This is a genomic window from Dyella thiooxydans (assembly GCF_001641285.1).
Classification (GTDB): Bacteria; Pseudomonadota; Gammaproteobacteria; order Xanthomonadales; family Rhodanobacteraceae; genus Dyella_A; species Dyella_A thiooxydans.
The window spans coordinates 2,740,697-2,757,978 of record NZ_CP014841.1; the positions used below are offsets into that span (position 1 = coordinate 2,740,697).

Here is a 17,282-nt window from a genome sequence, read left to right on the forward strand (position 1 = left end):
GTCCGCGCTGCGGACGTCCAGGACCGCGGCGCCTCCGCGCTGACGACGGTCCCTCGGCAGCTGGCGCGTCGATCCGCCGCCGCTGCGACAGCACCAAGCACTGGCCGACGCTGCCCCGCGCAGCGCCGGCCTTGTGCGTTTGTGCCCTTTCCGCTTTGCCAGGAGCCCACCGCGATGTCGACCAAGCAGCAGCTCACCGAAGACATGAAGGCCGCCATGCGTGCCGGCGACAAGCACAAACTCGGCGTGGTCCGGCTGATCCTGGCTGCGATCAAGCAGCGCGAGGTCGACGAGCGGATCGAGCTGGACGACAGCCAGGTGCTGGCCGTGCTGGAGAAGATGGTCAAGCAGCGCAAGGACTCGATCAGCCAGTACGAGGCCGCCGCCCGCGAGGACCTGGCCGAGGTCGAGCGCGCCGAGATGGCGGTGATCGAGACCTACCTGCCGGCCAAGCTCGACGACGCCGAGCTGGACGCCCTGATCGACGCCGCGATCGCCGAAACCGGCGCCAGCTCCGCCCGCGACATGGGCAAGGTGGTCGGGGTGGTGAAGACCCGGGCCGCCGGTCGGGCCGACATGGCCGTGGCTTCGGCCCGCATCAAGGCGCGCCTGGCGGGTTGATCCCCGCCGCTCTGCGGGCCGGCGCACCCTCGTGAGCCGGTCCGTCACATGCCCCAGCGCCGGCCTTCACGGCCCCTCCCCTAAAAAGACGACTTTGTCGAACTGTGGTCGGCCCCCGGCCGAAGGGAGAGTTGCATGCTGAAGTGGGCAATCATTTTCGCCGTCATCTCGCTGATTACCGGCCTGATGGGCTTCCGCGGCGTCGCCGGCGTCACTGGCACCATCGCCAAGGTGCTGTTCGCGATCTTCCTGATCCTGTTCCTGATCGCCCTGCTGGCGTTGATCGGCGTGTTCCACATCCTCTGAGGCGAATACCCCGGGTCCCTGCAGTCCCGTGGCACCCAGGACCCGCGGGACCGGAGCCGGATCAGCGCTTCAATCTGGCGCGCAACAACTCCGCGGCGCGCGCGATCACCGGATCGCGGCCATGGCGGATGTCGGCGACCGAGGGGGCGACCTCCACATCCGGCGAGATACCCTTGCCGACGAACTCGCGACCGTCCGGATAGCTGTCCCACTTCACACAGATGCGGGCCGAGCCGCCGCCGGGCAGGTCGAATGACATCGGCATGCCGGTACTGCCACCGGTGAGCTGGCCCACCAGGATGCCGCGCTTGAGCGCGTCGAACGCCATGACGAAGTCTTCGGCGGCAGAGAATGTGCGCGCGCTGGTCAGCACCGCCACAGGGCCGTTGAAGATCGGACGGGTCTGGTGGGGATAGGAGGCGCCACTGCCGTCGAGCGGCCGCCATTCCAGGGTCAGATGGCCATTGGCGCGCTCCACCGGCTCCACCGAAAGTTCGGTGGAGCGGGGGCTGGGAATTGGCGCGGCGGTCAGATGGGAAAGGATCTCGAATCCGTAGCGGTCCGAACCGCCCCCATTGTTTCTCACATCCAGGATCAGTGCCTTGGCCTGCATGATCTGCGGCAGGTGCTGCATGAACGCCTCGCTGGAGGCCTTGGTCTCGAACTGGTCGAGCGAGAGATAGGCCACGCCGCCAGGCAACTGCCGGAACACGAATGAAGGTGGCGAGCGGCGATCCGGGTAGTTGTCGCGCGCGACGACCAGCGTCCGGTGGTGACCGCGCCCATCGTCCAGTTCGAGCTTCAGGGGCGCGTCCTTGTCCCCGGCCAGCAGCCCATAGGTGTACATGCGCACCGCCATGTCCTGCGGCGTCGAGCTGCTCTCGTACGGCGCGACCCGCTCGCGTGCATAACGCTTCACCTCGATCCCGTCGATCGCCGTGATCTCGTCGCCGACTTCGATCCCCTGCTTCGCCAGCAGCCCGCTTCCGACGAACGTCACCAGCACCTTGCCGCCGATCAGGGCCGTGCGCAGCGGGGGGCGGGCGTAGAAGCGCGGCTGCAGTTCCTTCGGCGGGTAGATGTTGGTGTGCCCGTCATGCAGCAGCGGGGCGAACCGCATCAGCACGTCGTAGTACGCGCGTGTGTCCCGGGCCGCGATCACCCGGGGCAGGAAGTCGAGATAGGCGCGGTCCCAGTCGAGCCCGGGGACATTGTTGAAGTGCGCGAAGTTGTACTTGGCCTCCGACCAGAACAGGGACAACCCGGCGATACGCTCGGCCTCGCTCAGGTGATCGGTGTAGGGCGTGGCGATCGCCCGGGCATGCCACAGGCGGCCCATCGCATCGGCCCGCTCCAGCATCGCCCGGTAGCGCGGCTCGCCCTGCAGCAGCGCCTGTGCCCGTTTGCTTCGATAGATGAGGTCCAGCGGGGCGCTGTCCTCGGCCAGCATCTGCGCCATGACGTCGAGCGCCCGCGCCTTGTCGCCCTCGGCCAGGTACAGCTCGAACAGGTCGGCGCGGATGTTGTAGGCCCGGTAGCGGAGGAATTTGTTGCCCTCGGCCAGGTCGCGGATGTCCGGCCGCTGCATGCTCTCCAACGCATCGAGCAGGATGGACTCGGCCCGCTGACGGGAAGCCGGCGAGTCCTTTTCCTGGTCACGCACGGCCTCGGCCTGTTCGCGTGCGGCACTGAGCCGGTCGTAGGCCTGCATCGCCGGCCCCTTTTGCGCCTGCGCCATGCCGGGCGCAAGGCAGGCCAGTGCGAAAGCCGCCGCGGCGATCCCGCCATTCCATCGGTCCGGTCGTGTCATGTGCGCCTCCGTGCGTCGATGTTCCAGCTTACCGGGCATCGGGCGCTGGCAGGACGCCCTATCGTCTAAACTTGCACGACTATGCGCGGCCGTATCCCCGACAGCTTCATCGATGAACTGCTTGCCCGCGTCGACATCGTCGACGTGATCGAGCGGCGCGTGCCGTTGAAGAAGGCCGGGCGCGAGTGGACCGCGTGCTGCCCGTTCCACGACGAACGCTCGCCGTCGTTCTACGTCAGCCCGGCCAAGCAGTTCTATCACTGCTTCGGCTGCGGCGTGCACGGCAGCGCGGTGAAGTTCCTGATGGAGTACGAGCGGCTCGAGTTTCCCGACGCGGTGGAGGAGCTGGCCCAGTCGGTCGGCCTCACCGTGCCGCGCGAGGGCGGCCGCGACGAGCGCCCTCGCGAGGACAAGACCGACCTCTACGCCCTGCTCGACGCCGCGGCGAACTGGTACCAGCAGCAGCTGCCGAAGAACCCCGACGCACAGGCCTACTGCAGGAAGCGCGGGCTCGACGCCGACACCATCGCGCGCTTCCGCCTGGGCTGGGCGCCGGCCGGCTTCGACGGCGTGATCAAGGCGCTGGGCAGCAACGAGCGGCGCATGCAGCTGCTCAACGAGGCCGGCATGGTCGCCAGCAACGAACGCGGCAACAAGTACGACCGCTTCCGCGAACGGCTGATGTTCCCGATCCTGGACCGCCGCGGACGCGTCATCGCCTTCGGCGGCCGCGTGCTGCAGAGCGAACAAGGCCCGAAATACCTCAACTCGCCCGAGACGCCGCTGTTCCACAAGGGCCGCGAACTGTTCGCGCTGTGGCAGGTAAAGCAGGCCAATGCCAAGCTCGAGCGCATCGTGGTGGTCGAGGGCTACATGGACGTGATCGCCCTGCACCAGGCCGGGCTGCCGATCGCGGTGGCCACGCTGGGCACGGCGACCACGCCGGAACACACCGAGATCCTGTTCCGCGCCGCGCCGGACGTGGTGTTCTGCTTCGACGGCGACCGCGCCGGCCGTGCCGCTGCGTGGAAGGCGCTGGACGCCGCGCTGCCGCGGCTGCGCGACGGCCGCCAGGCCTACTTCCTGTTCCTGCCTGACGGCGAGGATCCGGATTCGCTGGTGCGCAAGGAAGGCCGGGACGGCTTCGAGAAGCGCATCCGCGAAGCCACGCCGCTGTCGGACTACTTCTTCGGCGAGCTGTCGCACGACGTCAACCTGTCCAGCCTCGACGGTCGCGCCCGGCTGGCCGAGCGTGCGCGCCCGCTGATCGCCCGGCTGCCCGACGGCGCCTTCCGCGACCTGATGGCGCAGGAGCTGGAGAAGCGCAGCGGCGCTCGCGCTCAGTTCGAAACGCCGGCGCCGCAACGCCCGGTGCAACGGCCGGTGGCGGTGCAGCGCTCGCTGGTGCGCAGCGCGATCGCCCTGCTGCTGGGCCAGCCCGGCCTGGCCGACGAGGTGGCCAAACCCTATGGCTTCCTGCGGCTGGACAAGCCCGGGGTGGAGCTGCTGGCCGAGCTGATCGACCTGGCGCGCAGCCGGCCGGGCGCCAACCCGGTGAGCCTGGTCGAGCACTTCGCCGGCCGCCCGGAATACGCCGCCCTGCAGAAGCTGCTGGCCGCCGCCACGGTAGGCGAGCCGGAGGCGCAGCGGATCGAGTTCCTCGACGCGCTGTCGCGGATGGAACAGCAGGCGGTGGCACAGCGCCGCGACGCGCTGGTGGCGAAGAGCCGCGACGGCGGCCTGACCGACGCCGAGAAGACGGAGCTGCGCGCTCTGCTGGCGGCCAAGCACACCCCCGTGGCGGCACCGGAATGACACGTGGAGACGCCGATGCCGCGCAGGCGATGGAGCGCTGATGAATCTGCTTGAGCGGCTGGTCGGCATCTTCGCCGAACACGGTTACCTGTCGGTGTTCATCGCGCTGCTGCTGTGCGGCGCGGGCGTGCCGCTGCCGGAGGACATCACCCTGGTCGCCGGCGGCATCATCGCCGGCCTCGGCTATGCCAACGTGCACGTGATGGTGGGCGTGACCATGGTCGGTGTGCTGGTGGGCGACGCCACCATGTTCATGCTCGGCCACCATTTCGGCGGACGCATCCTGCGCCTGCGCCTGTTCGCCTGGCTGCTGCCGCCGGCCCGCTACGCCAAGGTGCAGCAGAAGTTCGAACGCTACGGCAACCGCCTGATGTTCGTGGCGCGCTTCCTGCCCGGCATGCGCACCGCGGTATTCATCACTGCCGGGGCCACCCATCGCGTGTCGTTCTGGCGCTTCCTGCTGTTGGACGGCCTGGCGGCGCTGATCAGCGTGCCGCTGTGGGTGTACCTGGGCTACCTGGGCGCCGACAACCGCGCCTGGCTGACCAAGTGGATCCATCGTGGCCAGGGCGGGCTGTGGATCGTCCTCGGCATGGTGCTGGTGCTGGTGGCATGGTTGTGGTGGCGCCGCCGCCAGCGCTGCGACGGAGAGTGAGGCGGGAGGCTGTCCTCAGCCTCCCGCCCGAACCGCTTACTGCGTCTTCACGCTGACGTCGTCGATCACGAACGAGGTCTGCAGCGAACCGTCTTCCACGCCGTAGAAGTTCACCTGGATGGTCTGCCCCTTGTAGGCGGCCAGGCTGATCGTGTGCAGCGCGTAACCGCTGGCTGCGTTGGCGTTGGAGTAGGTGGCCAGGGTGACGTACGAGCCCGAGGCGGTGATCACCTGCACCTTCAGCGTGTCGTAGGCGGTGCTGCCCGACTCGGCGGTGTCGATGTGCAGGTAGAAGCTCAGCGTGGCCGAGCTCACGCCGGACGGGATGGTGACGCTCTGCCGCACGTAGTCGGTATGGCTCGAGCCGTAACCGTCCAGCCACGCCTTCCAGCTGCCGCTGTGGGCGGCCTCGTTGCTGCTGCTGGTGATCACGCCGCTGGTCTGGGTCCACACCGTGGCACCGCTCTCGAAGTCGCCGTTGCCGATCAGCTCGGTGCTGCCGCCGCCGGTGCTGTTGGACACGCTGAAGCTCACCGTGCTGCTGCTGCCTACGTTGCCGGCCGCGTCGTAGGCCTTGGCCACCAGGCTGTGCGAACCGTTCGCCAGCGTGGTCGAGTCGAGGCTGGCGCTGTACGGCGCGCTGGTGTCGGTGGCCTTCAGTGTGCCGTCGACATAGAACTCCACCCTGGTCACGCCGACGTTGTCGCTGGCACTGGCCGACAGCGTCACCGTGCCGCTGCTGCCGCTCTCCGCGGCGCTCACCGTCGGCGGCGTGGTGTCGCCACCGCTGCTGCCGTTGGAGACACTGAAGCTCACCGTGCTGCTGGTGCCGACGTTGCCGGCCGCGTCGTAGGCCTTGGCCACCAGGCTGTGCGAGCCGTCGGCCAGCGTGGTCGAGTCGAGGCTGGTGCTGTAAGGCGAGCTGGTGTCGGTGGCCTTCAGTGCGCCGTCGACGTAGAACTCCACCCTGGTCACGCCGACGTTGTCGCTGGCGCTGGCCGACAGCGTCACCGTGCCGCTGCTGCCGCTCTCCGAGGCACTCACCGTCGGTGGCGTGGTGTCGCCACCGGATCCCTCGGTCACCCATACCGGAGCCGACCACAGGCGCAGGCCGTCGTCCTGGGTGATCTTGGCGTAGTAGAAGTGATCACCGGTGCTCGGCGTGGTGGTGGTGGTCGCCGTCTGCGACAGCGTGCTGACCGTGCCGTTGCTGCCCGGCACGCCCTCGAACACCTGCACGCGCTGCGCGGTATGACCGGTGCTGCTGGCGTAGTTCACGGTGAGCGTCAGCGGACCGGAGTTGTTGAAGCGCTCGCCCATCACGTGGCCGTTGGCAGTGAGCACGATCTGTGCGGTCTTGTCCTCGGTGGCGAACACGCGGCGGGCGCGCAGCGCATCGAGGAAGTCCGGCAGGTTCAGCGCGGTGCCGTTGGGCAGCAGCACGCCGGTGCGGTTGGTGAAGCTGGCCCCCCAGTTGGCACAGTGGTTGTCCTGGTCCGAGCTCGGTGCGACGTGGTAGCCGCGCTCCAGGATGGTGTTGAAGGCCGTCTCGTAGCTGGTACGGCTGGTCTCGGTCTCGGTGGTGTTGTTGGAGAACGCCGAGCTGTTGAGCACCTCGGCCAGCACCATCACCGCATCGCCGTCGGCGGTGTAGCCGAAGTTGGTGCCGTTGACCACGAACTGGCCCGAGCTGGCCGGGTGGTTGAACTGGCCGATCCAGCCATTCGTGTGCATCAGCGTGTACAGCGAGGCGTAGTCGCTCTTGGCGGTGTAGATGTCGCCGATCAGCTGGTTTGAGGAGTTGTATTCCCACTCCAGCAGGCTCGGCGTGTTGAAGATGTTCATGTGGCCGCCATTGCTGATCACGCCCCACTCCAGGCCGTAGATGGCGAGGAAGTTGGCGTGCGCGGCGTTGAACGTGCTGGCCGCCTGCAGGCCCGACTGGAACAGGTTGTGCGCGGTGGTCGGGTTGGCCGAGCTGTTGGTGCCGGTCGAGCCGTCGTACATGTGGTTGTGCTCGGACGTCATCAGGAAGTCCAGGCCTTCGTTCATCGCGTACTGGTAGGCGTCGGCCGGTCCGTACGGGGCACTCTGCGGCGGCTGCGCGTCCTTGCAGGTGGACACCACGCCACCGCCGTCGCTGTGGTTAGTCTGGCTGTGCAGGTTGCCGTAGTAGATCGTGTACGGCAGGCCGCCGGTGGTGCTCACCGACTGCATGGTCGCCGCCTGGGTGGTGCTGGCCTGCGTTGCCGTGCGATGCATCGGCAGCGCATGGAAGGCGGGCATCGCCGGCTTCGCCACGCTGCCGACCATCACGTCGTAGCGCTGCTGCTCGATCAGTTCGGGCGCCCTGGCCCGCGCCAGGTCCAGTGCCTGGCTGACCAGGCCGGAGCCGATCCGCGCCACGACCGTGTCGTCCATCGCCAGCGCGCGCAGGCGCACCGTGTAGTAGCCCGGGGCCAGCGCCGCGTGCTGGGCATCGCGGCCGTCCCAGTTCATCCGTACCAGGGAGTCGCGTGCCCTGGCCAGGGTGGTGCTGCCCTGCCAGTGCCGGCGCACCTGGCCGGAGGCATCGAGCACGTCCACTTCCCAGGCAATCGGCGTTCCGGGCGCCGCGCCCGGGTACTCGAAGTGCAGGGTGATCGGGCGCGTGGCCGAGGCCGTGAACGGCACCTGCAACGCAACGCCGAATTCCTGGTGGTCCGGCAGCGGCATCGTCGCCAGCGCCGGGGTACAGAACACCGCGCCGGCCAGCACGAGGCTGCCAGCTATCCGTGATTTTCTCTGCATGACTCCCTTTCCCCTACGTCAATGTAAGAAGTTCCCCCGCGCGGCGTTATATGGCAGGCCGACATGGCGCGGGTATGACCAAAGTTCCTAGGACTCCCGCAAGGGTTTGCGCTTTGGCGCCAGCATGCGGCCTGCGCGGCAAGCCACCGGCCGGATAGACTCGCGGTTTTGCCAAGCCCATCACGAGCGCATGCGCCGCCTGCCCATCGATCCGTTTACCCAGGCCTTGCTGGTCACCCTCGCGCTGGCCACCGTGCTGCCGTGCCGCGGTCCGTGGGCCATGGCGTTCGACCGCGTCACCGATGCGGCGATCGCGCTGCTGTTCTTCCTGCACGGCGCCAAGCTGTCGCGGGCGGCGGTGCTGCACGGCATGACCCACTGGCGGCTGCACGCCAGCGTGTTCGCCTGCACCTTCGTGCTGTTCCCGCTGCTCGGCCTGTTGCTGCGCCCGCTGATGGGCGTGGTGCTGACCCCGGCGCTCACCCTCGGCGTGCTCTACGTGTGCACCCTGCCCTCCACCGTGCAGTCGTCGATCGCGTTCACCTCGATGGCCGGCGGCAACGTGCCGGCGGCGGTGGTCAGCGCGTCCACCTCCAGCCTGATCGGCACCGTGCTCACGCCGCTGCTGGTGGGACTGACCGTAGTCACGCACAGCGGCGGCCACGGCTTCTCGTGGCACGCCGTACAGGACATCCTCACCCTGCTTTTGCTGCCGTTCACGGCCGGCCATCTGCTGCGCCCGTGGATCGGCGGCTGGGTGGACCGGCATCGGCCGCTGCTGCGCTACACCGACCAGGGCACGATCCTGCTGGTGGTCTACACCGCCTTCAGCGCAGCGGTGGTGGAAGGGCTATGGAAGACCACACCGCCACTGGCGCTGCTAGCCACGCTCGGCGTCGACGCGCTGCTGCTGGCGCTGGTGATGCTGGTCGCCTGGTTCGGCTCCGGCGCGCTGGGCTTCGCCCGTGCCGACCGCATCACGATGTTCTTCTGCGGCTCGAAGAAGAGCCTCGCCACCGGCGTGCCGATGGCGAAGATCCTGTTCGTGGCACTGCCCGGCGGGCTGGGCGGCATCGTGCTGCCGCTGATGATCTTCCACCAGCTGCAGCTGATGGTCTGCGCGGTGATCGCGCGGCGCTTCGCCCGGAACGGCGACATCGCCTCCATGTAGGAGCGCACCCTGTGCGCGAAGGCTCTTCGTCACGTGACGGAAAGCTTCGCGCACAGGGTGCGCTCCTACAGCATGCTGCGACGCGCTACAGCCAGCGGCCGAAACGGCGGATATACAGCCGCTTCACCAGCTGGGTCAGCACGCTGTAGCTGACCAGGGTGAGCACCAGCCAGCCGAAGTAGGCCGGCGGCAGCGGCACCATGCCGAGCTTGGCGCCGACCACGGTGAACGGAATCACCAGACCCAGCGTGATGATCGCCGCGGTCAGCGCCAGCACCGGCGCCGAGGCCATGCTCTGCAGGAACGGGATGCGCCGGGTGCGGATCATGTGCACGATCAGCGTCTGCGACAGCAGGCCCTCGATGAACCAGCCGGAGTGGAACAGCGACTGCTGCGCCGGTGAGTTCGCGCCGAACACGTGCCACATCAGCCAGAACGTGGTGATATCGAAGATCGAGCTGATCGGCCCGATCCAGGCCATGAACCGGCCGATGTCGCTGGCGTCCCACTTGCGCGGCCTGCGCAGGTATTCCTCGTCGAGCCGGTCGAACGGGATCGACAGCTGCGAGATGTCGTACAGCAGGTTCTGCACCAGGATCTGCAGCGGCAGCATCGGCAGGAACGGCAGGAACGCGCTGGCCACCAGCACGCTGAATACGTTGCCGAAGTTCGAGCTGGCGGTCATCTTGATGTACTTCATGATGTTGCCGAAGGTGATCCGTCCCTCGATCACGCCCTCCTCCAGCACCATCAGGTTCTTTTCCAGCAGGATGATGTCGGCCGACTCCTTGGCGATGTCGGTGGCGGTGTCCACCGAGATGCCGACGTCCGCCTCGCGCAGCGCCGGCGCGTCGTTGATGCCGTCGCCGAGGAAGCCCACGGTGTGACCCTGGCGCTGCAGCGACTTCACCACCCGCGCCTTCTGCAGCGGCGACATCTTGGCGAACACGGTGGTGCGCGCGACCAGCGCGTCCAGCGCCGCGTCGTCCAGCGGCTCGATGTGCTTGCCCTGCGCCGAGTGCTCGACGTCCAGGCCGACCTCGCGGCAGATCTTGCGCGTCACCGCCTCGTTGTCGCCGGTGATCACCTTCACCGCCACGCCGTGGTGGTTGAGCGCACGGATCGCGGTGGCGGCCGAGTCCTTCGGCGGGTCGAGGAAGGCCAGACAGCCGACCGCGGTCAGCCCGGCCTCGTCGGCCACGCCGTAGGCGCGCCCGGCCGCGGGCTGCTGCCGGATCGCCACCACCAGCACGCGCAGGCCGTCGTGGTTGAGCTCGCGGGTCATCGCCTTGATCGCGGCGCGGCGCTCCGGCGTCATCGGCACCAGTTCGCCGCCGATGCGCGCGTGCTCGCAGATCGCCAGCATCTCCTCCACCGCGCCCTTGCACACCAGCAGGTGCTCGCCGCTGGCGTCGCCCAGCACCACCGACATGCGCCGGCGCTGGAAGTCGAACGGGATCTCGTCCACCAGCCGGTACATGCCGGCAGCCGGCTCGAGGTCGCGGTGTTCCAGCACCGCCTTGTCCATCAGGTTCTTCAGGCCGGTCTGGAAGCGGCTGTTGAGGTAGCCGAACTCCAGCGCCTCGTCGGACTCCTCGCCATCCAGATCGAGATGACGCTCCAGCACGATCTTGTCCAGCGTCAGCGTGCCGGTCTTGTCGGTGCACAGCACGTCCATCGCGCCGAAGTTCTGGATCGCGTTGAGGCGCTTGACCACCACCTTGCGCTTGGACATCGCCAGCGCGCCCTTGCCGAGGTTGGCGGTGACGATCAGCGGCAGCATCTCCGGAGTCAGGCCCACCGCCACCGACAGCGCGAACAGCAGTGCCTCGAAAAAGTTGCCCTTGTCCCACCAGTTCAGCGCGAACACGATCGGCACCATCACCGCCATGAAGCGGATCAGCAGCCAGCTGACCGACTTCACGCCGCGATCGAAGCTGGTCTGCACCCGCTGGCCGGTGAGGCTGCGCGAGATCGAGCCGAGATAGGTGCGGCTGCCGGTGGCCACCACCACGGCGGTGGCGGTGCCGCTGATCACGTTGGTGCCCATGTAGCAGACGCTGGACAGTTCCAGCGGGTTGGTGCTGCCGGCATCGAGCAGGTCGCGGCCGCTGGGCGCGGCCTTCTCCACCGGCAGCGACTCGCCGGTGAGGATCGCCTGGCTGATGAACAGGTCCTTGGCAGCGAGCAGGCGCAGGTCCGCCGGCACCATGTCGCCGGCGGCCAGGTGCACGATGTCGCCGGGCACCAGCTCGACCACCGGCACCTCGATCCGCTCGCTGTGGCCGTCGGAGGCGCGGCGGGTGACGCTGGCGGTGTTGCGCACCATCGCCTTGAGCTTTTCCGCCGCCTGCGAGGATCGGTATTCCTGGGTGAAGCTCAGCAGCACGCTGATGCCCACCATCACCATCACGATGATCGGGCCGGTGAGGTCGCTGGCGTCGGTGGCCAGCTGCACCACAGCCAGCGACAGCAGCACGATGATGAAGGGGTTGAGGAAGGCGTGCAGGAGCTGCCGCGACCAGTGCGGCGGCTTCTCGTGCGACACCTCGTTGGGGCCGTCGGCCTGCAGGCGCGACTGGATGGCGTCCTCGTCCAGGCCGTCCAGGCCGGTGGCGAGGGTGGCGAACAGCTCGTCGACCGGACGCCAGGCTTCGGCGGCCGCCGCGATGGTCGGGGTCGGGGAGGGCTTGCCCGCGGTCTTGCGCGCCGCGTGGAGAGGGGGCTGCCGGGTCATGCGAAAGCTTCCGTCGTTGCAGGTCTGCGTGACGCCGGAAGCCAGGAGGGGGAGTCAGCTGGCTGCCGGCACGAAGGGGCTCGGCCGCGATCGCAGGGACGATCGCGGCGATCGAGAGCCTGGCGGAGGCCAGCCCCTGCGGATGAAACGGCCACGCATCAGCGCAGACCCGACATCGCGGACGAAGTGGCCACGACGCGCTCGGCAACGCGCACGGAAGCGGTGCGCGGGGCCGGCACGGTCACGGTGTAGCGACGCTCGGCGCGATGACGCATGCCGAACAGCTGCGGACGCAGGGCGCGCCAGCGGAGGGAATCGCGAAGGAGCTTCATGGGCCCATCTCCTCGGGTTACGGTGCCTGGCGCACCGTCGGGAGTGGGCCGGACGTTTCCTAGCGGAAAGCGCCGGCCGACCGCAGGCGGTCGCCGTAGGCGTTCGACTTGTTTTGCAATGCCGGCACCCGATGCTCGCGGGAGTCGGCGCTGCGACTAGGGTAGACGTCCATATGCCTTGGGTTGGTAGGACTTGGGTTCCGTGACGGCGCGGCGCGCCGGACGGCGCGCGGATTGTTGTGCTGCAGCAGGCGGCTGTCAATGCCCGCGACGACGAAAGTTCCTGCGTTGCTCAGCCACCGGACGGCAACGCCGGCAGCGCCGGTCGGAGCAGCGAAGCGGTGCCGGCGTCCGTGCCTGCGTCGGCAGGAGCCGGCATGTCCTCGTCATGGTCGCCGGGATCGTGACGGTGCCATACCGCGTGGGCGTCGACCTTGACCCGGGTGACCGATTCGATCGCGTCGATCTCGGCACGACTGGCGGCCAGCTCCGCTTCCTGTGCGGTACGCCGCGCGATCAGCATTTCGTCCAGGCCCAGCTCGCCCAGCGCATAGCCACGCTCTGCCTTGTCGGCGCTGGTGGCGGTCGCCAGCGCCGCCTGCTGCTGGCGCTGCCAGATCGCGTAGCGCGCGCGCGCCAGCGTCACCACCTGGCGGGCGTCGCGACCGACGTCGCGACGGACCATCGCCAGCTCGGCCTCGGCGCCCATCGCGTCGGCGCCGGCGGCAGCGGCTTCCGCCGCGCGGTAGGAGACACCGAGCGGCATGGTCACGGTCACGCCGAAGGCGTGCTCGCGGCCGCCGCGGTCGCTGATCATGCGCAGGCCGATCTGCGGGTCCGGCAGACGGTCGGCGCGCGCGCGGCGCGCTTCGGCGTCCTTCTTGCGCGCGATCGCCGCGGCAGTGCCGATCTCGTGGCTTCGCTGCTGGATCAGTGCCACCCAGGCGCTGTCGCTGCCGTCCAGCGGCGTCGGCGCCGCCGGCAGGCGGAGGCGTTCCGGCAAGGGCAGGTCGGGGAACGCCGAGGACAGCGCCAATCGCGCGGTGTCCGCGTCGGCCTGCGCCTGCGCCACGGCCGCCTCGGCCTGCGCCACCGCGGCGTCGAGCGCAATCTGGTCGCGTGCGGCCGCGTCACCGAGCTGCACGCGCCGGCTCACCGCAGCGCGCTCACGCTGCCATGCCGCCAGCTGGGCCTCGCGCAGGGTGGCGGCCGCGGCGGCACGCTGCCAGTCCGTCCACAGCGCGAGCAGCCGACGGGCCGCCGCATGGTGCGCATCCTCGAATGCCAGGCTGGCCGCTTCGCGCCCGGCCGCACCGATCTCGCGGTCCAGCCGCGCCTTGCCAGGCCAGCGCACGCCGCGGGAGAGATCGACTTCCCACTCGCGGTAGCGGCGATCGCCGTCGATGCGGCGGGTCTGCGGGATCAGCGTGAGCTGGGGCTCGTGCGGCCCGACCTGGCGCATGCGCGCCTCGGCGTCGGCGCGGTCGAGCACCGCCTGCGCCGCGCGCACTTCCGGGGTGGACTGGATCACGCGCAGCACCAGCTCCTGCGGCGGCAACGAGGTGTCCGGCGCGGCCTGCTGGGCACGGGCAGCCGGCACCGCCAGCGCGGCGGCCAGGGCGAGGACGAGCAGCGCGCGCTTCATGCCAGCTCTCCCATGGCATCGACCGGTTCGATCCACCAGCGGATCCGGCTGTGCGCGAAGCGCGCGGCCAGCATGTCCAGCACGCGGTGCACGTCGCTGTCCGGCAGCACGATCCACAACTGCAGGCGGTCGATGCGGCCGCGCACGCTTTCCTGCACGGTGGCGCGGGCGAAACCCTCGCCGTGGCCGGACACCAGCGCGGTGGTGAAGCCGGGCAGGGCCGGCTGCAGGTCGAGCAGGGCCTCGACCAGGGTCTCTTCCAGTTCACGTGCGGCGAGGATGGTCAGCCGCTTGAGGGTGAGCGTCATGGGAATCTCCAAAGCGGCCCGGTCAGGCCTTCGACTCGCCGTAGCGACGGAACAGCACGGGCAGCAACAGCAGGGTGAGCGCGGTGCAGGTGACCAGGCCGCCGATCACCACGATCGCCAGCGGGCGCTGCACCTCCGAGCCGGGGCCGCTGGCGAACAGCAGCGGCACCAGGCCCAGCGCGGTGATCGAGGCGGTCATCATCACCGGGCGCAGCCGGCGCAGCGCGCCCTCGCGCACCACCTCGGCCATCGCCAGGCCGGTGGCGCGCAGCTGGTTGAAGTGGGTCACCAGCACCAGGCCGTTGAGCACGGCGATGCCGAGCAGCGCGATGAAACCGACCGAGGCGGGCACCGACAGGTACTGTCCGGTGAGCCACAGGGTGATCACGCCGCCGACCAGGGCGAACGGCACGTTGCACAGGATCAGCACCGCCTGGCGTACCGAACCGAAGGTGGAGAACAGCACCAGGAAGATCAGTCCCAGCGCGATCGGCACCACCACCGCCAGGCGCGCGGCGGCGCGCTGCTGGTTTTCGAACTGGCCGCCCCAGGTCACCGAGTAGCCGGCCGGCAGGTGCACCTGCTGCTCGACGCGCTGGCGCGCTTCCTCGACGAAGCCGACCAGGTCGCGTCCGGCCACGTTGGCCTGCACCAGCGCGAAGCGCGAGCCGTTTTCGCGACGCACCTGCACCGGGCCGGCACCCGGCTCGATGGTGGCCAGCTGGTCCAGCGGCACCTCGCCGGCGTCGCCGCGGGCCAGGCTGAGGCGCTCGAACTGCGCCGGCGTCTGCGCCACCCACGGCGCGCCGCGCACCAGCAGCGGCGTGCGCCGCTGCTGCTCCAGCACCACGCCGGCGCCCTGCCCTTCCAGCTGGCCGCGCAGCTCGTCCTGCACCGCCGACACGTCCAGCCCGTAGCGGCCGGCGAGCATGCGGTCGACGCGCACGCGCAGGTAACGCACGCCTTCCTGCGTCTGCGCGATCACGTCCTGGCTGCCCTGGGTCGCCTCCATGATCGCCGCGATGCGGTTGGCGAGCTGGTTCAGCGTGGACAGGTCCGGGCCGAACACCTTCACCGCCACGTCGCCGCGACTGCCGGTGAGCATCTCGGATACGCGCATCTGGATCGGCTGGGTGAAGCCGTATTCGATGCCGGGGAAATCGGCCATTACCGTGCGCAGCTGCGCTTCCAGCCAGGCGTTGTCGGGCTCGCGCCACTCCGACTTGGGTTTGAGCTGCAGGAACATGTCGGTCTCGTTGAGGCCCATCGGATCCAGGCCCAGCTCGTCCGAACCGAGGCGCGCGATGACGTGCTCCACCTCGGGCAGCTTCGCCTTGATCGCCCGCTCGATCGCCAGGTCCTGGTCGCGCGAGGCCTCCAGGCTGATCGACGGCTGTTTGACCAGCTGCACCAGCATGTCGCCCTCGTCCATCGTCGGCATGAAGGTCTTGCCGGTACCCAGGTACGCGCCCACGCCGAGCAGCAGCACCACGCCGGCACCGATGCCCATCGCGCGGCCATGGCCCAGCGACCAGTCCAGCAGCGGCCGGTAGCCGCGCTCGATCTGGCGCATCAGCCACGGCTCGCCGTGCGCGTGTTCGCGCAGCAGCAGCGAGCACAGCACCGGGATCACCGTCATCGACAGCGCCAGCGAGGAGGCCAGCGCGAACACGATGGTCAGCGCCACCGGCCCGAACAGCTTGCCCTCCAGCCCCTGCAGGGTGAGCAGCGGCACGAACACCAGGCAGATGATCACGATGCCGGCGGTGACCGGCTTGGCCACCTCGACCACTGCACGGTAGATGCGGTGCAGTCGCGGCAGCTGGGTCCCGCCGGCATGCGGCGACAGCTGGCTGACGGTGTTCTCCACCACCACCACGGCCGCGTCCACCAGCATGCCGATGGCGATCGCCAGGCCGCCCAGACTCATCAGGTTGGCGCTCATGCCGAACATCTGCATCAGCATGAAAGTGCACAGCGCGGCCATCGGCAGGGTGAGCGATACCACCAGTGCGGCACGCACGTCGCCGAGGAACAGCAGCAGCAGGATCACCACCAGCACGGTGGCCTCGATCAGCGCGTCCTTCACCGTACCCACGGCACGCTCGATCAGCGCGCTGCGGTCGTAGAACACCTGCACTTTCACCCCGGGCGGGAAGCTGGCCTGCAGCTCGGCCAGCTTGGCCTGCACCTGCTGCACCACGCGCTGCGCGTCGGCGCCGCGCAGGCCGACCACCAGGCCCTCGACCGCCTCGCCCGCGCCGTCGCGGGTCACCGCGCCGTAGCGGGTCATCGCGCCGTAGCGCACCTCGGCCACGTCGCCCACCCGCACCGGCACGCCGTCGCGACTGGCGATCACCACCTCGCGTACGTCCTCCAGGCTGCGCAGCGCACCCTCGGCGCGCACGATCAGCGCGTCGTCACCGTCGCGCAGGCGGCCGGCGCCATCGTTGCGGTTGTTGCGCTGGAGCGCGTCGACCACGTCCCGGAAGTGCAGCCCGGTAGCCGACAGCCGCGCGCGGTCCGGCTCCACCAGGTAGCTGCGCACCTCGCCGCCGAGCGCGTTGAGGTCGGCCACGCCGGGGATCGTGCGCAGCGCCGGGCGAATGGTCCAGTCCAGCAGCGTGCGCCGCTCGGCCAGGCTCAGGCCGCCGCCCTCGATGGTGAACATGTACATGTCCGACAGCGGCGTGGCGATCGGCGCCAGGCCGCCGGAGATGTCCGGCGGCAGCGATCCGGACGCCGCGGCGAAGCGCTCGGCGACCTGCTGGCGCGCCCAGTAGATGTCGGTGCCGTCGCGGAAATCGAGGGTGACGTCGGCGATCGCGTATTTGGCGGTGGAGCGCAGCATCACCGCGTCGGGGATGCCCAGCAGCTCCATCTCCAGCGGCGTGACCACGCGCGCCTCGACCTCCTCCGGCGTCATGCCCGGCGCCTTCAGGATCAGCTTCACCTGGGTCGGCGCGATGTTCGGGTAGGCGTCGATCGGCAGCTGCATGAAGGCCCATGCGCCACCGGCGGCCAGCGCCAGGGCGGCCAGCAGCACCAGCAGGCGCTGTGACAGCGAGAATTCGATCAGCCGGCGCAGCATG

12 protein-coding genes are annotated in these 17,282 nt (G+C 69.3%); 5 read left to right on the forward strand and 7 right to left on the reverse strand.

The window, feature by feature from the left end:
* Window positions 1-174: 174 nt before the first annotated feature.
* Together ATSB10_RS12490 and ATSB10_RS18995 are read left to right on the forward strand one after the other, a co-directional pair.
* Window positions 175-621, forward strand: coding sequence for a GatB/YqeY domain-containing protein (locus ATSB10_RS12490; protein ID WP_063673114.1), 447 nt, complete (start codon window positions 175-177; stop codon window positions 619-621).
* 135 nt (window positions 622-756) lie between these two features.
* Window positions 757-927: a DUF1328 domain-containing protein gene (locus tag ATSB10_RS18995; protein WP_083966207.1), complete on the forward strand. Its 171-nt coding sequence runs from the start codon at window positions 757-759 to the stop codon at window positions 925-927.
* A 61-nt stretch (window positions 928-988) separates the two neighbouring features.
* On the opposite strand, the gene ATSB10_RS12495 is transcribed toward ATSB10_RS18995, so the two are convergent.
* Complete coding sequence (locus tag ATSB10_RS12495; RefSeq protein WP_063673115.1) at window positions 989-2,737, reverse strand: S41 family peptidase; 1,749 nt, start codon at window positions 2,735-2,737, stop codon at window positions 989-991.
* A gap of 81 nt (window positions 2,738-2,818) precedes the next feature.
* Here ATSB10_RS12495 and dnaG point away from each other — a divergent pair, with 81 nt between their 5' ends.
* A complete protein-coding gene (gene dnaG / locus ATSB10_RS12500) occupies window positions 2,819-4,552 on the forward strand; it encodes a DNA primase (protein ID WP_063673116.1) in 1,734 nt (577 codons plus the stop codon).
* Between the two features lie 40 nt (window positions 4,553-4,592).
* Complete coding sequence (locus ATSB10_RS12505) at window positions 4,593-5,207, forward strand: DedA family protein (protein WP_063673117.1); 615 nt, start codon at window positions 4,593-4,595, stop codon at window positions 5,205-5,207.
* Window positions 5,208-5,243: 36 nt separating this feature from the next.
* On the opposite strand, the gene ATSB10_RS12510 is transcribed toward ATSB10_RS12505, so the two are convergent.
* Window positions 5,244-7,997 (reverse strand): Ig-like domain-containing protein, encoded by a 2,754-nt coding sequence (locus ATSB10_RS12510; protein ID WP_063673118.1) that lies wholly within the window; start codon window positions 7,995-7,997, stop codon window positions 5,244-5,246.
* A gap of 190 nt (window positions 7,998-8,187) precedes the next feature.
* Here ATSB10_RS12510 and ATSB10_RS12515 point away from each other — a divergent pair, with 190 nt between their 5' ends.
* Entirely contained in the window at window positions 8,188-9,168 is a 981-nt protein-coding gene (locus ATSB10_RS12515; RefSeq protein WP_063673119.1) for a bile acid:sodium symporter family protein, read from the forward strand.
* 85 nt (window positions 9,169-9,253) lie between these two features.
* Here ATSB10_RS12515 and mgtA read toward each other — a convergent pair whose 3' ends face one another.
* The 5 genes from mgtA to ATSB10_RS12535 form a co-directional block, all read right to left on the reverse strand.
* Window positions 9,254-11,905 (reverse strand): magnesium-translocating P-type ATPase, encoded by a 2,652-nt coding sequence (gene mgtA / locus ATSB10_RS12520; protein WP_063673120.1) that lies wholly within the window; start codon window positions 11,903-11,905, stop codon window positions 9,254-9,256.
* A gap of 158 nt (window positions 11,906-12,063) precedes the next feature.
* Window positions 12,064-12,237, reverse strand: coding sequence for a hypothetical protein (locus ATSB10_RS19385; RefSeq protein WP_157469230.1), 174 nt, complete (start codon window positions 12,235-12,237; stop codon window positions 12,064-12,066).
* A gap of 292 nt (window positions 12,238-12,529) precedes the next feature.
* Window positions 12,530-13,882 (reverse strand): TolC family protein, encoded by a 1,353-nt coding sequence (locus tag ATSB10_RS12525; protein ID WP_063673121.1) that lies wholly within the window; start codon window positions 13,880-13,882, stop codon window positions 12,530-12,532.
* The gene (locus tag ATSB10_RS12530) at window positions 13,879-14,190 is read right to left on the reverse strand and encodes a DUF3240 family protein (RefSeq protein ID WP_063673122.1); all 312 of its coding nucleotides are present in this window, start codon (window positions 14,188-14,190) and stop codon (window positions 13,879-13,881) included. Before ATSB10_RS12530 ends, ATSB10_RS12525 begins: the two co-directional genes overlap by 4 nt.
* A 22-nt stretch (window positions 14,191-14,212) precedes the next feature.
* A complete protein-coding gene (locus ATSB10_RS12535) occupies window positions 14,213-17,281 on the reverse strand; it encodes an efflux RND transporter permease subunit (protein WP_063673123.1) in 3,069 nt (1,022 codons plus the stop codon).
* Window position 17,282 lies beyond the last annotated feature (1 nt).

Excerpts from the sequence above, each read along its gene's own strand:
- ATSB10_RS12490 (WP_063673114.1), top strand. The coding sequence starts at position 175 with ATGTCGACCAAGCAGCAGCTCACCGAAGACATGAAGGCCGCCATGCGT.
- ATSB10_RS18995 (WP_083966207.1), top strand. The coding sequence starts at position 757 with ATGCTGAAGTGGGCAATCATTTTCGCCGTCATCTCGCTGATTACCGGC.
- ATSB10_RS12495 (WP_063673115.1), bottom strand. The coding sequence starts at position 2,737 with ATGACACGACCGGACCGATGGAATGGCGGGATCGCCGCGGCGGCTTTC.
- dnaG (WP_063673116.1), top strand. The coding sequence starts at position 2,819 with ATGCGCGGCCGTATCCCCGACAGCTTCATCGATGAACTGCTTGCCCGC.
- ATSB10_RS12505 (WP_063673117.1), top strand. The coding sequence starts at position 4,593 with ATGAATCTGCTTGAGCGGCTGGTCGGCATCTTCGCCGAACACGGTTAC.
- ATSB10_RS12510 (WP_063673118.1), bottom strand. The coding sequence starts at position 7,997 with ATGCAGAGAAAATCACGGATAGCTGGCAGCCTCGTGCTGGCCGGCGCG.
- ATSB10_RS12515 (WP_063673119.1), top strand. The coding sequence starts at position 8,188 with ATGCGCCGCCTGCCCATCGATCCGTTTACCCAGGCCTTGCTGGTCACC.
- mgtA (WP_063673120.1), bottom strand. The coding sequence starts at position 11,905 with ATGACCCGGCAGCCCCCTCTCCACGCGGCGCGCAAGACCGCGGGCAAG.
- ATSB10_RS19385 (WP_157469230.1), bottom strand. The coding sequence starts at position 12,237 with ATGAAGCTCCTTCGCGATTCCCTCCGCTGGCGCGCCCTGCGTCCGCAG.
- ATSB10_RS12525 (WP_063673121.1), bottom strand. The coding sequence starts at position 13,882 with ATGAAGCGCGCGCTGCTCGTCCTCGCCCTGGCCGCCGCGCTGGCGGTG.
- ATSB10_RS12530 (WP_063673122.1), bottom strand. The coding sequence starts at position 14,190 with ATGACGCTCACCCTCAAGCGGCTGACCATCCTCGCCGCACGTGAACTG.
- ATSB10_RS12535 (WP_063673123.1), bottom strand. The coding sequence starts at position 17,281 with ATGCTGCGCCGGCTGATCGAATTCTCGCTGTCACAGCGCCTGCTGGTG.